The organism is Chloroflexota bacterium, from assembly GCA_020850535.1.
In the GTDB taxonomy this organism is placed as follows: domain Bacteria; phylum Chloroflexota; class UBA6077; order UBA6077; family JACCZL01; genus JADZEM01.
Genome location: JADZEM010000041.1, coordinates 1 through 13842, shown reverse-complemented (window position 1 = coordinate 13842; position 13842 = coordinate 1). Strand labels below are relative to the sequence as shown.

At 69.7% G+C, this 13842-nt stretch carries 14 protein-coding genes; 11 read left to right on the top strand and 3 right to left on the bottom strand.

Annotated elements, in window-relative coordinates; all coding sequences use genetic code 11:
* Positions 1-84: 84 nt before the first annotated feature.
* The 5 genes from IT306_06280 (at position 85) to IT306_06260 (ending at position 4708) form a co-directional block, all read left to right on the top strand.
* Entirely contained in the window at positions 85-1056 is a 972-nt protein-coding gene (locus tag IT306_06280) for a helix-turn-helix transcriptional regulator (protein MCC7368009.1), read from the top strand.
* A 139-nt stretch (positions 1057-1195) separates the two neighbouring features.
* On the top strand, positions 1196-2194 hold the full coding sequence (locus tag IT306_06275; GenBank protein ID MCC7368008.1) for a LacI family DNA-binding transcriptional regulator: 999 nt from the start codon (positions 1196-1198) through the stop codon (positions 2192-2194).
* Entirely contained in the window at positions 2149-2481 is a 333-nt protein-coding gene (locus tag IT306_06270; protein ID MCC7368007.1) for a hypothetical protein, read from the top strand. Before IT306_06275 ends, IT306_06270 begins: the two co-directional genes overlap by 46 nt.
* Positions 2482-2718: 237 nt before the next feature.
* Entirely contained in the window at positions 2719-3684 is a 966-nt protein-coding gene (locus IT306_06265) for a phosphotransferase (protein ID MCC7368006.1), read from the top strand.
* Between the two features lie 43 nt (positions 3685-3727).
* Positions 3728-4708 (top strand): threonine/serine dehydratase, encoded by a 981-nt coding sequence (locus tag IT306_06260; GenBank protein MCC7368005.1) that lies wholly within the window; start codon positions 3728-3730, stop codon positions 4706-4708.
* A gap of 93 nt (positions 4709-4801) precedes the next feature.
* Here IT306_06260 and IT306_06255 read toward each other — a convergent pair whose 3' ends face one another.
* The 3 genes from IT306_06255 to lhgO all read right to left on the bottom strand — a co-directional run bounded on the left by IT306_06255 (position 4802) and on the right by lhgO (position 8406).
* On the bottom strand, positions 4802-5848 hold the full coding sequence (locus IT306_06255) for a methyltransferase domain-containing protein (GenBank protein ID MCC7368004.1): 1047 nt from the start codon (positions 5846-5848) through the stop codon (positions 4802-4804).
* A 179-nt stretch (positions 5849-6027) separates the two neighbouring features.
* Positions 6028-7089, bottom strand: a complete 1062-nt coding sequence (locus IT306_06250; protein MCC7368003.1) for a phosphotriesterase-related protein — start codon at positions 7087-7089, stop codon at positions 6028-6030.
* An 84-nt stretch (positions 7090-7173) separates the two neighbouring features.
* A complete protein-coding gene (gene lhgO / locus IT306_06245; protein ID MCC7368002.1) occupies positions 7174-8406 on the bottom strand; it encodes an L-2-hydroxyglutarate oxidase in 1233 nt (410 codons plus the stop codon).
* A gap of 269 nt (positions 8407-8675) precedes the next feature.
* Between lhgO and nthB the strand changes: the two genes are divergently transcribed.
* From nthB to IT306_06215, 6 genes are all read left to right on the top strand, one after another.
* Positions 8676-9365, top strand: a complete 690-nt coding sequence (gene nthB, locus IT306_06240; GenBank protein ID MCC7368001.1) for a nitrile hydratase subunit beta — start codon at positions 8676-8678, stop codon at positions 9363-9365.
* Between the two features lie 91 nt (positions 9366-9456).
* Entirely contained in the window at positions 9457-10071 is a 615-nt protein-coding gene (nthA, locus tag IT306_06235) for a nitrile hydratase subunit alpha (GenBank protein MCC7368000.1), read from the top strand.
* A 10-nt stretch (positions 10072-10081) separates the two neighbouring features.
* Positions 10082-10438, top strand: a complete 357-nt coding sequence (locus IT306_06230) for a nitrile hydratase accessory protein (GenBank protein MCC7367999.1) — start codon at positions 10082-10084, stop codon at positions 10436-10438.
* A complete protein-coding gene (locus tag IT306_06225) occupies positions 10389-10811 on the top strand; it encodes a nucleotidyltransferase family protein (protein MCC7367998.1) in 423 nt (140 codons plus the stop codon). Before IT306_06230 ends, IT306_06225 begins: the two co-directional genes overlap by 50 nt.
* A 239-nt stretch (positions 10812-11050) precedes the next feature.
* Positions 11051-12724, top strand: a complete 1674-nt coding sequence (locus tag IT306_06220) for a family 10 glycosylhydrolase (protein MCC7367997.1) — start codon at positions 11051-11053, stop codon at positions 12722-12724.
* 218 nt (positions 12725-12942) lie between these two features.
* Positions 12943-13623 (top strand): ATP-dependent Clp protease proteolytic subunit, encoded by a 681-nt coding sequence (locus IT306_06215; protein ID MCC7367996.1) that lies wholly within the window; start codon positions 12943-12945, stop codon positions 13621-13623.
* Positions 13624-13842 lie beyond the last annotated feature (219 nt).

Genomic DNA, 13842 nt, shown 5'->3' with positions numbered 1-13842 from the left:
ATGGTATCGTTGGGCGCGTTGCACGCCCCAGGGCGGATGCAACGTTGTATGCAGCGTCGAATGCGACAGGACCAGGAGAACGGCATGCCAGGGCGGCCACGGGGCGCGGGCGGATCGGCGCATCAGGAGTTCGGGCAGGCGCTCGAAGCGCTGATGCTGCGCGCGAACGTCTGGGACACGGCCCTGGCGCGGCGGCTCGACGTCTCCCGCTCCGAGGTCTTCCGCTGGCGCACCGGCCGCTCGATGCCGTCGCGGCGGAACCTGGAGCGGCTCCAGAACGTGCTGCAATGGTCGGACGGCGGCGGGACGCCATCTGTGGAGGGCGCACACTGGGATCGGCTGCTGGTGCTGGCCGGCCATGGTCAGCCGCTGCTCGCGCCGGGCGGGCCCGACGAGCGCAACCGCGTCGAGCTGCCGGACCGCTGTGCCGTCTACGCCTACCAGTACGAGCGCCGCAGCTTCCCTTCCGAATGGTCGCGCCGCTCCACGGAGATCGAGCGCGAGATCCAGGGCAGCATGCACGGCATGCTGCATCGCCCGCCGACGTTCCTGCGCCCGGACTCGATCACGCGCATCTACGAGCAGTGGTACGACCAGGATGTCGTCGAGCGGTATGTGCAGGAGCAGACGCAGCGGCTCGAACGGTGGGAGCGGCGCGTCGAGGAGTACGAGGTCCGCCACATCTACAGCATGCAGACGATGGCCGGGTACCTGCGCTCGCGCCAGTGGCAGGGCAACCAGCTCACCCACGAGCAGATCCGCGATCAGGTGGACCTGATCCTCGGGCTGCTGGACCGCCACTACCCGAACTTCTCCATCGGGCTGGAGGAGGACGCGCTGCCGTTCGACGCCACCATCGTCGGGCACGAGGTCGTGCTGCTGACGCTGCGGCAGGCCCACATGGTGAACGCCCAGGGCTGGACGATCTTCGGGATGGAGATGGCCGGGCTGTCGGTGGTGAAGACGTTCTCGCAGGCGTTCGACCGGACCTGGGGCAAGCGGAACCTGATCAAAGACCCGGCCGCCGTCCGGGCGTGGTTCGTCAGCCAGCTCTGACTGAGCGACGCCTGCTTGCCAGCGCATCGACTCGCGCCCTAGACTCCCGCCGACTGCTCCGCGCGCTGCTGCGCCCGGTGACTTCTGGGAGCGCCGTATCCCCGCACCCGACAGGCCCGCTCGGCCCCGCCTCGACGACGTGGCCCGTCGCGCTGGCGTCTCGCTCAGCACCGCCTCGCGTGTCCTCAACGACACCGGCTACCCCGTGGCCGAGGCCACCCGGCAGCGCGTGCTGGAGGCCGCTCACGCCCTCCAGTATTCGCCATCGGTGCTGGCGCGAGCGCTCGTCACCCGCCGGACCCAGATCGTCGGGGTGATCGTCGGCGACGTCGAAGATCCGTACTTTGCGGAGATCGTGCGCGGGGTCGAGGACGTGGCGCGGAAGGCCGGCTACCTCGTCATCGTCTGCAACGCCGACCGCGACCCTGTGACCGAGCTGAGCTACCTCCAGACCCTGCACGACTACCGGGTCGATGGCGTGATCCTGGCCGCCGGCGGCGTCACGGATGCGGTCCAGGCAGCCCGGCACGCCGACGCCGTCGCGCGGCTCGAACAGCAGGGCACGGTGGTCGTGGCGCTGGCGGAGGTGGCCGCCGCTGCGCCGTGCATCACCATCGACAACCGCGCCGCCGCCGCCGAGATGGCCCGCTACGTCGTCGGGCTGGGGCACCGCGAGATCGGCGTCATCGCCGGGCCGGCCACCCTGACCACCTCGCGGGCGCGCCTCCAGGGCATTCGCGGTGTGCTGGACGCCGACGTGCTGCCGGAGGATCGCGTTATGAGCGGCGTGTTCACGGCTGATGGCGGCGAGCAGGCCGCCCAGCGGCTGCTCGACCAGCACCCGAGCCTGACGGCGCTGATCTGTGTCAACGATCAGATGGCTGTCGGCGCGCTGACGGCGGCCCACCGGCGGGGGCTGGCCGTGCCCGAGCAGCTGAGCATCGTCGGGTTTGGCGACACGACGGCCGCGCGGCTGTCCTGGCCCCCGCTGACGACGATGTCCGTCCCGCGCCACGAGATGGGCGCGCTGGCGATGACCGGCCTGCTGGAGCAGCTCGACGGTGGCCCGCGGGTGGCGTCGCGGGTGCTGACGTGCCCGCTGAGGGTGCGCGGCAGCAGCGGCCCGCCGCCAGCCTGAGGCCGCCCCGCACGGCCTGGGCCTCAGGGCAGACGTATCAGACCGGTTTCCGGTACGCTTGCTACTCGAATCCGGATCTGGACAAGCTGATCGACGCCGGCGCGTCGACGGCCAGTCGCGACGAGCGCATCAAGATCTACCTCCAGGCCCTTGCCGTCATCGACAAGGATCCGCCGGGTGTGCCGCTGTTCGCTCCGGACGACTTCTACGCCGGCGCGAAGAAGATGGCCGGGTTCGCGCCGCGCGCCAGCCAGCTCCTGGACGTGCGGAGCATCACGCCGGGCTGACCGTCCGCATCACGCTGGGCTGACCGTCCGCATCACGCATGCTGCGCTGACCGGCGTCGAACTCACCTGCCCTGGGCACGTCCGCCCAACCGAAAGACCTCACCCGCAGCCCCGTGCTCCGCCGGGATGCTTCCCCTTCCCGGCGCGGGCACGACGGCCGCGGCGTGAGGTCTTCTTTTCGCCATGCGGGCCGCCGAACGCGGTAGCATGACGCGAGACGCCGCGGGGAGAGGGCGCATGGTCGATCCTGATGCCGTGAACGAGGCGCGCGCCACCGCCTTCCTGAAGGAGCGCTTCGGCGCGGCTGTACAGCAGGTCGCCGTGCTGGGCACGGGCGTCTGGTCCAAAGCGTTTGCGTTCCGGCACGCCGGCGACGATCTGGTCATCCGCTTCGGGGCGCTCCGCGAGGACTTCGACCGCGACCGGTTCGCGATGCGCTTCGCCGGGCCGGATTTGCCGATCCCGCGCGTGCTGGAGATCGGCGAGGCCGAGGGCGTCGGGGTAACCGGCCGCCAGATCGGCGGGTACTACGCCATCTCCGAGCGGCTGCACGGCGGCTACATCGACGACGTGGACGGCGCACAGATGCGGGCGCTGTTGCCGTCGCTCTTTCGCACGCTCGACGCGATGCGGCTGGCGGACGTCGCCGACACCGCTGGCTATGGCGGCTGGGATGGCGCTGGACGCGGGATGGTCGCCACCTGGCGGGCGTTCCTGCTCGACGTGGCGAACGATCCTCCGACGCAGCGCATCCACGGCTGGCGCGCCCGCCTCGCCGAGCGTCCGGATGCGTTGGCGGCCTTCGACGACGGCTACCGGCGGCTGGTATCGCTGATCGAGCATCAGCCGGAGGATCGCTCCCTGATCCACAGCGATCTGCTCCACTTCAACGTGCTGGTGACCGACGACCGCATCACCGGCGTGTTGGACTGGGGCTGCGGCCTCTACGGGGATTTCCTCTACGATGTGGCGTGGTTCTCCTTCTGGGGTCGCTGGTTCGCTGCCTGGGATGGCATCGACTTCGAGGCCGAGGCGCGGGGATACTACACACGAATCGGGCTGACGATCCCCTGCTTCCGCGAGCGGCTGCTGGCCTGCCAGCTCCACATCGCGCTCGGCGGGCTGGCTTACCAGGCGTTCGCCGGGGACTGGGACAATCTCACCTGGACGGCCCGCCGCACCCGGGAGATCATGTTGCCGTGACCGGCTATCCTTCGGCACGCCTGAACGAGGAGCAGTGATCCTGATGAGTCAGCCCGCCGATGCCGTCACGTTGCTGGACGTGCAGGCTGCCAGCCGCCGCATCCGACCGTACGTGCAGCGGACGCCGCTGGAGCGCTCCGGCTGGCTGTCCCAGGCCAGCGGCGCAGAGGTCTGGCTCAAGCTCGAGTGCTTCCAGCTCACTGGCTCGTTCAAGCTGCGCGGCGCGCTGAATGCGCTGCTCTCGCTGGACGCCGAGGCGCGCGCGAAGGGTGTGCTGACGGCCTCGGCGGGGAATCACGGGCTGGGCGTGGCGCAGGCGGCCCAGCTGACCGGCCTGCCGGCCATGGTGGTCGTGCCGGAAACGGCCTCGGCGGCAAAGGTCGAGCTGCTGCGGCAGAGCGGCTGCACGCTGATCCTCCACGGCCCGGACTACGACGCCGCCGAGGCCCATGCCATCGAGCTGGCCCGCGCGCGCGGCATCACGTTCGTCTCGGCCTACGACGACCCTGCCGTGGTGGCCGGGGGGGGCACGATCTCGCTGGAGATCCTCGAAGAGCAGCCGGATGCTGACGTGCTCCTGGTGCCGGCCGGCGGTGGCGGGCTGATCTCGGGGGTGGCGCTCGCCGCGAAGGGCCTGAAGCCGGCCGTGCGGGTGGTCGGCGTGCAGTCAACGGCCTCGCCATCGTTGCACGCGGCGCTGGCGGCCGGCCATCAAGTCCCGGTGACCGTCGAGGACTCGCTGGCGGACGGCCTCTCGGGGAACATCGCGGTGGGCAGCATCACGGTCGATCTGGCCTGCCGCTACGTGGACGAGGTTAAGCTGGTCAGCGAGGCGGAGATCGCGGCGGCGATGCGCGCCACCCTGGAGCACGAGCACATCTTGATCGAGGGCTCGGCGGCGGTGACGGTCGCGCTGCTGCTGCGCGGCGAGATCCCTGTCGCCGGGCAGCGCGTGGTGCTGGTGTTGACGGGCCGAAACGTCGCGCCGGCCGTGCTCCGCTCGACGCTCGGCATGTCAGCCTGAACGGGTGAGCGCGCGAGCAACGCGAACGGTGGCCGTGCAGGCTCCAAGATGCTGCGTTCCCGCCCGCCTGAGGGCATCGCATCCCGGTCAGGGTCAGGCGCGGCGCAGGACGTAGATCCCGGGCTTGATCGCGCCGCCGCTGGTGGTGAGCGTCGGGCGGAGCACCCGCTCGGCGATCCAGGTCTCGGCGCGCACCGACCGCTCGAAGAGGCGTACTTGCTGCGTGATGGCGGCGAGCCGCGCGCCCGGCCGGGCCACCCGTGCGGCCTCGGCCAGGAGACGCGGATACAGCTCGGCGTTCTCGGTGTGCGTGCCGACCAGTTGCCCGAACGGCAGATCGACGGTCAGCGCGTCTACCGAGGCGTCTGCCAGCGGGAGCGCGGTGGCGTCCCAGGCCGCCAGCTCGACGGTGGCACGTCCGTCAGGCGTCGGCGTTGTCGTGGCGCCGTTGTCAGCGGACAGGGCGGCCAGTCCGGCGGCCTCGACGTTCCGCGTCGCGCAGGCCAATGCCTCGGCGTCAAGGTCGCACCCCAGCAGCCGCGCGGCCGGCCCGAGGCTGGCCCGCTCCACCAGCAGCGTCCCCGATCCACAGGCGAGGTTCAGGTACACGTCGGTGGGGCGGGGCACGGATAGCCTCGCCACGATCGAGGCGACGGCGGCATTGAGCGCGCCCGGCCGATTGCAGACGCGCCAGCTCCGGGCGGCCAGCGGGCGCGGCGAGATCCGCACTAGCAGCTCGAAGCCGCCATCGGCCCCGCGCCGGCAGCGCAGGAGCAGATCGCCGGCGTCCTCGGCCGGCTTGAGGCCCGTCTCCAGGGTCAACCGCGCTGCGAATCGCTGAAAGACTGGCGAGTCAGCCCCGGCCGCGCTCAGCCGGAACGTCTTGAACGCCCCGGCCCCGTGCAGCGACCGAATGTGCCCGACCGTGGCGATGAGCCGGCGGAAGATGCCGTCGTCCAGAAGGGCGGTCGGGCGGGGCAGGCCATCGGCCACCATGACGTGCACGGCCACCACGGTCCGCAGCCGCAGCAACGCCGCCCACGACCCACCGTAGGAGAACCGGGGTGATGGGGCGTAGATCGCGGGTCGTGGGGAGAGCGGTCGCAGCTCGTCGAGGCCGAACGACTCAAGGCCAGCCACGCACTCCAGCTCGAAGGTGGCTGGTGGGGGACGGTCGCGGTCTCGCCTGGGGGCGCGGCCATCCTGGCCGCCCCGGTACGGGGTGTCCCTCCCGGGGGCGGCCAGGATGGCCGCGCCCCCAGGGGGTGTCGCCCTCCCGGGGAATGGCGCGCTCCCAGCGGGTGTCGTCTGCCCCTGCACTAGCGGGTCAGCGTCAGCAGGCGGCGCGGGTTCTCCACCAGCATCTGCTGGATCGCCGTGTCCGGGACGCCGGTCTCCCGCAGCCTCGGCACGATGTTCCGCAGGATGTGCCCGTAGCCGTCGCCGCCCCAGCGCGTCAGGTCGGTCTTGTAGCAGACGTCATGCGCCAGCGTGACCGAGCCGGCCAGCCCGTCGTCTACCAGCCGCGCGATGGTGGCGATGCGCTGATCGTCGTTTGGGTACTGGCGCTTGCGGGTCGGGTAGTACGCCTGCTTGCCGAAGGTGTCGAACGCCAGCGTACACCCGCGCGCCGCCAGCTTCCGGTACGACTCAACATGCTGGTGAAGACGGTCGTCGCAGTGGCTCACGATGACGCGGCTCAGGTCTGCGCCGGCCTGCTCCAGGATGTCCAGGTTCGGGGTGATCTGGCTGTAGGTGCGGTGGAACGAGTCCGGATGCAGCACGATGGCCGTGCCGGTCTGCGCCTGGACGCGCCCTGTCGCCTCCAGCACGATGCGCTCGGTGCGGGAGAGCGGCTCGGTGGTGCCGATCTCTCCCAGGATGCCCGCGCGGACGCCCGTGCCGGGGATGCCCTCCAGCACGTCGCGCAGCATCTCGTCCGTGACCTGCTCGACGCTCTTGCTCGCCAGGTCGGCGGGGTGCGACGCGCCGATGTAGTACCCGGTCCCGGCGACGATGTTCAGGCCTGTCCACTGGGCAAGCTGGACGAGCCCGGCCGGATCGGGCATGAGGCCGCCGCTGGACACCTCGACCACCGTGCTGCCGCCAAGCGCCTTGAACTGGTCAAGCTCGGTGGCGGCGGTCTCGACATCTTTCTGGAAGACGTTGTCGCGCAGCCGGGCGATGTTGTGCTTCAGGATGTGGAGGTGCTGGATGCCGAGCGGCTCATCCGGCAGCGGCTCGGCCTTGCCTGGCCCGAAGCGCTGCTCGTGGTACACCGAGAGGTCGAAGAGAATGTGCTCGTGGATGAGCGTCGTGCCGAGGGCCTCAGGGGCGATCGGGCCGAGGACGGTCATGACCTTGCCACGGGTATCGCTCACACGCGCCTCCACGAGGTGTCAGGGACAGGTTGCAGGGGACAGGGGACAGGGATCAAGCCTTCGCTGTAACCTGTCCCCTGTAACCTACACGCTGAGGCCGTGCGGCAGCGAGAACGCCTCTTCGGCGCGGTCCGCGATGGCACGGCCGATGGCCATCGACGACGTGGCGGCCGGCGACGGCGCGTTCCGTACGTGGAAGATACGGTCCGAGGTCTGCACCACGAAGTCGTCTACCAGCGAGCCGTCTGCGCCCAGCGCCTGCGCCCGCACGCCGGACGGGCCGGGCTCGCAGTCGTCCTCGGTGACCTCGGGCACGTACTTCTGGCAGGTCTCGACAAACAGCTTCTTGCTGAAGTCGCGGACCATCTCGTCCACGCCCATCTTCCAGTGCTGCTTGACCATCTTCCAGAAGCCGGGGAACGTCACCGTCTCCAGGTTGTCGCGGATGCTGATGTCGAGCTTGCCGTAGCCGTGCCGCGCAAAGGCGTACACCGCGTTGGGGCCAAGCCAGACCTCGCCGTCGTGCCGCTTGGTGAAGTGGACGCCCAGGAACGGGTAGCGTGGATCGGGCACGGGGTAGATCATGCCCCTGGTGAGGTACGCCTTCTCCGGCTTGAGCTTGTAGTAGTCGCCTCGGAACGGCACGATCTGCGGGTTCTTGTCCGCGCCAGACATCGCGGCCACGCGGTCGGACTGGAGGCCGGCGCAGGTGATCAGGTAGCGGGTCGGGATGATCTCGTCAAAGGTGGTCTTGATGAGCACCCAGTCACCCTTGCGGCGGATGCCATCGACCTCGTAGTTGGTCAGGATCTCGCCGCCGAGGGCCAGTACGTCGTCCGCGTACGCCTCGGCCACGCGGCTCCAGTCCACGATGCCCGTCTCGGGCGAGAAGATGCCTTTGATACCGGCGCTGTGCGGCTCGATCTCGCGGATCTCCTCCGGGCCAACCATCCGGATGCCGGGCACGCCGTTCGCGGTGGCGCGCTGGTAGAGGTTCTCCAGACGGGGCAGCTCCTCCGGCTCGATGGCGACGATCAGCTTGCCGCACTTCTCGTAGGGGATGCCCTTCTCTTCGCAGTACTCATACGTCTTGAGGCGGCCTTCGGTGCAGAGGCGAGCCTTCAGGGAGCCCGGCGCGTAGTAGACGCCGGCGTGGATCACGCCCGAGTTGTGTCCGGTCTGGTGCTGGCCAATCGCCGACTCTCGCTCGAGGATTGCGACGCGCTGTCCGGGGCGTCGCTTGAGCAGCTCGCGGGCCGTGGCGAGGCCGACGATACCGCCGCCCACAATCACGATGTCGTACCACTGCTGGGCCATCGTCAAGATACCTCCGTCCTCAAGAGGAAATGGTACCTGACAGCGTCCCGAGGGTGATGAGACAGGCGTCAGGCGTTCCGGGGGTAACGCGACCCCTCTTCGCTCAGACGACGTGCGGCGCGGCCGGCCGGGCGTCGCGCGGCGCGGGTCCAGGGTGACCGCCCGGCTGGCCGCATGCTTGCCATCGTCAGCCGCATCGCGCATCATCGAACGAGGCGGTTTGGCCAGAGACAGGGCCAGGGACGGCGACGGGGCCGGGGAGGAGCAGCATGAACGGCGCACATGACATGGGGGGCATGCACGGCTTCGGCCCGGTCGTGCGCGAGGAGAACGAGCCGGTCTTTCACGAGGAGTGGGAGAAGAAGGTGTTCATGATGTCCCGCGTGACCCGCGTGCGCGGCATCATCAACATCGACGAGTCCCGCCACGGCATCGAGCGGATGCCGCCAGCCGAGTACCTCGCCGCCAGCTACTACGAGCGGTGGCTCTCCTCGCTGGAGCGGAACCTCGTGGAGAAGGGCGTCGTCACCCAGGAAGAGCTGGAGGCCCGGGTGCGCCTGCTCCAGGAGCAGCCGGACGCCCCGCTGCCGCGGCGCGAAGATCCGGACCTGATCGCGGTGCTCCGGACGCCCAGCGCCGGCCGCGACCAGTACGAGCGCCCGGGCGCTGCGCCCCGCTTCGCCGAAGGGGACGCTGTCGTCACCCGCAACGAGCACCCGCTCGGGCACACCCGGCTGCCGCGCTACGTGCGTGGCAAGCGCGGCACGATCCACGCCGTGCGGGGCAGCTACATCTTTCCGGACACCCACGCGCACGGCCTGGGCGAGCAGCCACAGCCGATGTACACCGTCGCCTTCGAGGGCGGGGAGCTGTGGGGGCCGTCCTCGGAGCCGCGCGAGCGGGTGTACATCGATCTCTGGGAAAGCTACCTGGAGCCGCCGGCTGGCTCCCCGTCCTGAATCTCCGTAGGTCCGTCCGGGCGCTGCGCCCCGGGCGTGCGACATCCGACCCGAGCTTCCTGCTGCGCGTTCATCGAAGGAGTGCTGATCCATGAGCGGCAACCACGGCAGCGGCCATCACAGCCATCCGGAGTCGTCGGCGTCCGTGCGGGCGCGGGCACTCGAATCGCTGCTGATCGAGAAGGGCCTGACCTCCAGCGACGTGGTGGACAAGGTCATCTCCGTGTACGAGGACGACATCGGGCCACGGAACGGCGCACGGGTGATCGCGCGGGCGTGGGTCGATCCGGCCTACAAGCAGCGGCTCCTGGCCGATGCGTCGTCCGCCGTGGAGGAGCTGGGGTTCGGCGGGGCGCTGCTGGCGGTGGTCGAGAACACGCCGATGGTGCACAACATGGTGGTCTGCACGCTCTGCTCCTGCTACCCCAGCCAGCTGATCGGGCTGCCGCCCACCTGGTACAAGTCGTTCGCCTACCGCTCGCGGGCCGTCATCGAGCCGCGCGCCGTCCTGCGCGAGTTCGGGCTGGAGTTGCCGGACGATGTTGAGGTGCGGGTCTGGGACAGCAGCTCGGAGCTGCGCTACATGGTGCTGCCGGAGCGGCCGGCCGGCACCGAGCATCTCTCCGAAGATGAGCTGGTGGACCTGATCTCCCGCGACTCGATGATCGGCGTGGCGAAGGTGCAGGCTCCGGCGGCGGTCGGCTGAGGTGGCGGGCATGATGGCTGACAGTACGGAGGCGCAGGGGCCGAGCCGCGAGATCGCCGATATGCAGGGGACGGAAGCGCTGCCCCGCAAGAACGGCGAGCTGGTGTTTGACGCGGCCTGGGAGGCGCGCGTCTTCGGCATGACGATCTCGATGCACGAGCGGAACCTGTTCGAATGGAACGAGTTCCGCGATGAGCTGATCGAAGAGATCGGCGAGGCGGACCGCTCGGGCAGCAGCTCGACGTACTACGAGCGCTGGCTGGAGGCGTTCGAGCACCTGCTGGTCGAGAAGGGGCTGGTGAGCCAGGAGGAGCTGGATGCGCGGCTGGCGGAGTTCACCTCCGGCCAGCGCGACGACGCCTTCTGAGCCCTGGGAGCAGCGAGATGAGGTGCTGCGGTTGCTCGCCGAGCACCGCGTGGAGCTGGCAGCCATGGGAGTCGGAGCGCTCTCGTTGTTCGGCTCGGTCGCGCGCGACGAAGCAGGGCCGACGAGCGATATCGATCTGCTGATCGACCTGGGCCGACAGCTCGATCTCTTCGATCTCGGACGCATCCAGATGCGGCTCGAAGCGATACTCGGTGCGAAGGTGGATCTGGTGATGGCAGACGCCCTCCGTCCATGCCTGCGTGCCGTGATCCTCCGCGAGGCCATACATGCCACGATCCTCCGCGAGGCCATACATGCCACGTATTGTCCGGCAAGAGGTAGAGGTACGGTCACAAGACTCCGAGCCGAGTGATAGCGTATCGCCTGAGCGGCAAATCACAGCGTGGCGCGTCACAGTTTTGGGCGTGCCCGTCAGGTCCGCCCGAAACGCCGCCCCCTGCCGCTTGCGCCAGGCGTTCCCCCACGTGACACTGACAGACCGCAACCCTCGCCCTCGCCAATCCGTTCCTCCAGCAGGCCGCGTTCGTCTTCCGTCTGCTCGAAGGGCCGCGTGGGACCAGGGGCCACTGCCATCTCTGAGGTGACGCGCGCGTGACGCCACTCCGATCATCCTGGGCCATCGCCCTTGCCGGCCTGCTCGCAGCCCTGCTGCTGCTCGGCTCCGTCCCCTCCGCTGAGGCCCAGTTGTTCGGTGGCTCGGCCCCGGTCATCGCGCCGGGCGGTGCGGGGCCAGCCAGCCCGTCTGCGCCAGCGGCCGGCCCGGCCGGCGGCGGAGCGGTGGTCAGCCCGGGCGGCGCATCAGCCGTCGTCAACCCGACGGGCGCAGGCCCGGAGTTCCGCGGCCTCTGGGTCGATGCGTACCGCGAGGGCTTCAAGACGCCAACCCAGGTCGACCGGCTGCTGGCGGACGCCCGCCGGGCCAACGTCAATGCGCTGATCGTCCAGATGCGGCGGCGGGGCGACGCGATGTACGCCCGCAGCCTGGAGCCGCGCGCCGAAGACCCCGAGCTGGCCGCCGGCTTCGACCCGCTGGCCTACCTCATCGAGCGCGCCCGCGCCGAGCAGCCGCGCATCGAGGTGCATGCCTGGATCGTCGTCACCAACATCTGGGGCAGCCAGAACCGCGCGCCGGTCGATCCTGCCCACGTTTTCAACCAGCACGGCGCATCGGCCGCCGGCCGCGAGGACTGGCTGAGCCGCCGCGAGGACGGTACGACGTGGTCTCGCGGGTACTTCCTGGACCCGGGCCACCCGGATGCCGCGCGGTACACCACGGACGTGGCCCTCACCATCGTGCGCGAGTACGACGTGGACGGGCTGCACCTGGATTACATCCGCTACCCCGAGCGCGCAGACGGCCAGAGCTGGGGCTACAACCAGACCAGCATCGACCGCTTCAACGCCCGCTACGGTCGGGAGGGCCGCCCGCCAGGGAATGATCCTGCCTGGAATCAGTGGCGGCGCGACCAGGTGACGGCGTTGGTGCGCGGCATCTACCTGGGCGCACTGGCCGTCAAGCCGACCGTCAAGCTCAGCGTTGCGGCGATCCCCTGGGGCGAGGGCCCCCGCACCGATGCCGACTGGCAGCGCAGCGCCGGCTACAGCAGCGTCTTCCAGGACTGGCGCTCCTGGCTCGAAGAGGGGATCGTCGATCAGGTCATGCCGATGAACTACTTCCGCGAGTCGGCCGGGCAAGGCCCCTGGTTCGACCGTTGGGTAGACTGGCAGCGGAACCATGCCTACGGCCGGCAGATCATCCCGGCCGTCGCGCTCTACCTGAACGAGCCGGCCGAGAGCATCGCGCAGATCAAGCGGGCGCTCGCGCAGAATCCGAACGGCCCAGGCACGGCCGGCGTGGCGCTCTACTCGTATGCGGCGACGCGCCCCTCGGCGGCCGGCGACGACACCGTCACCTCGCGCGCCCAGGGCGCGGAGGTCTGGGCCGCGCTGACCGAGCCAGGGCCGCTCAACGGCGGACAGCCGCCCTTCCCGGCTCGGACGCTGACGCCGGCGACCGCCTGGAAGCCGAGCGCGAGCGCCGGCAGCGTGATGCTGCGCGTGCCCGGCCTCGACGGCGCGCGCGTCGATCTCTCCGGCCCCAAGAGCCTGGGCGGCGAGACGGATGGCACCGGCATGTTCGGGGCGCTCTCGGTGCCGCCGGGGCGCTACGCGATCACCGTGCGCCCGAACGGCGGGCGGGGTGAGCAGCGCGCGGCAGAACTGGATGTGCAGAGCGGGGCGCTGGCGCAGCTCGAATTGCCCTGATGCGCAGCTCGAACTGCCCTGATGCGCAGCTCGAACTGCCCTGACAGCCGATAGCCCTGACGCTGGGGGCGGGCCGATATCTCGCCCGCCCGTCCCTCCCGCGGCACGGCCCCTCGTTGTCCGCACGGCTGTGCCGTCCAGGACAGCACCGGTGTGCCGGACTTTTCGCGGGAGCGTTGCGCGCGCCTCGTATACTTCAACTCTGGCAGGAGGCTCACATGGCAGACCCGCGCTCAATCATCGATCCGCGCCACTCGGCGACCAACTACGTCCCGATGGTCATCGAGCAGACGAACCGTGGTGAGCGGTCCTACGATATCTACTCGCTGCTGCTCAAAGAGCGCATCATCTTCCTCGGGACGCCTGTCTCCGATCACATCTCCAACCTGATCGTCGCGCAGCTGCTGTACCTCGCCCGCGAGGATCCAGATCGCGACATCTCGATGTACATCAACTCGCCCGGCGGCTCGGTGACGGCCGGCATGGCGATCTACGACACGATGCAGCTGATCCCCAGTGACGTCTCGACGACCTGCGTCGGCCTGGCGGCGTCGATGGGCTCGCTGTTGCTGGCGGCCGGTGCGAAGGGCAAGCGCCACGTCCTGCCGAATGCCCGCGTGATGATCCACCAGGGCTCGGCCGGCTTCCAGGGAACCGCCGCTGACATCGAGGTGCAGGCCCGCGAGATCCTCCGCATCCAGAAGCGGATGGAGGAGATCTACTCGTTCCACACCGGCCGCACCACCGAGCTGATCCGGCAGGATCTCTCACGCGACTTCTGGATGGGCGCGCAGGAGACGGTCGAGTACGGCATCGCAGACTCGGTGGTCGGGCGCCCGGCCGAGGGCGAGGGACTGACCGACACGCCGCCCTCGACGAACGGCTCCAGCGTCGTTTAGCTCGCCGTTCATCCCCAGATCAATAAAGGGCGGTCGCCGGACAGGGCGATTGCATGTTGATGTGGTCGTGCCGCCGCGTCGGGGCTTGAAAGCCCCGCCTACGATCCTGCAGTCGCTGCGCGACGCTCCAGTCTCACCGGACGACGGCTGTTCCCGGTCTCCGTCGCGCAGCGACGGTGTGACTGTAGGCGGGGGTTTCAACCCCCGACCGCCCGTTCC

Coding starts and splice junctions, on each gene's coding strand:
- IT306_06230 (MCC7367999.1), top strand. CDS start 10,082: ATGATGGCTGACAGTACGGAGGCGCAGGGGCCGAGCCGCGAGATCGCC.
- IT306_06265 (MCC7368006.1), top strand. CDS start 2,719: ATGGTCGATCCTGATGCCGTGAACGAGGCGCGCGCCACCGCCTTCCTG.
- IT306_06260 (MCC7368005.1), top strand. CDS start 3,728: ATGAGTCAGCCCGCCGATGCCGTCACGTTGCTGGACGTGCAGGCTGCC.
- nthA (MCC7368000.1), top strand. CDS start 9,457: ATGAGCGGCAACCACGGCAGCGGCCATCACAGCCATCCGGAGTCGTCG.
- IT306_06225 (MCC7367998.1), top strand. CDS start 10,389: ATGCGCGGCTGGCGGAGTTCACCTCCGGCCAGCGCGACGACGCCTTCT.
- nthB (MCC7368001.1), top strand. CDS start 8,676: ATGAACGGCGCACATGACATGGGGGGCATGCACGGCTTCGGCCCGGTC.
- lhgO (MCC7368002.1), bottom strand. CDS start 8,406: ATGGCCCAGCAGTGGTACGACATCGTGATTGTGGGCGGCGGTATCGTC.
- IT306_06280 (MCC7368009.1), top strand. CDS start 85: ATGCCAGGGCGGCCACGGGGCGCGGGCGGATCGGCGCATCAGGAGTTC.
- IT306_06215 (MCC7367996.1), top strand. CDS start 12,943: ATGGCAGACCCGCGCTCAATCATCGATCCGCGCCACTCGGCGACCAAC.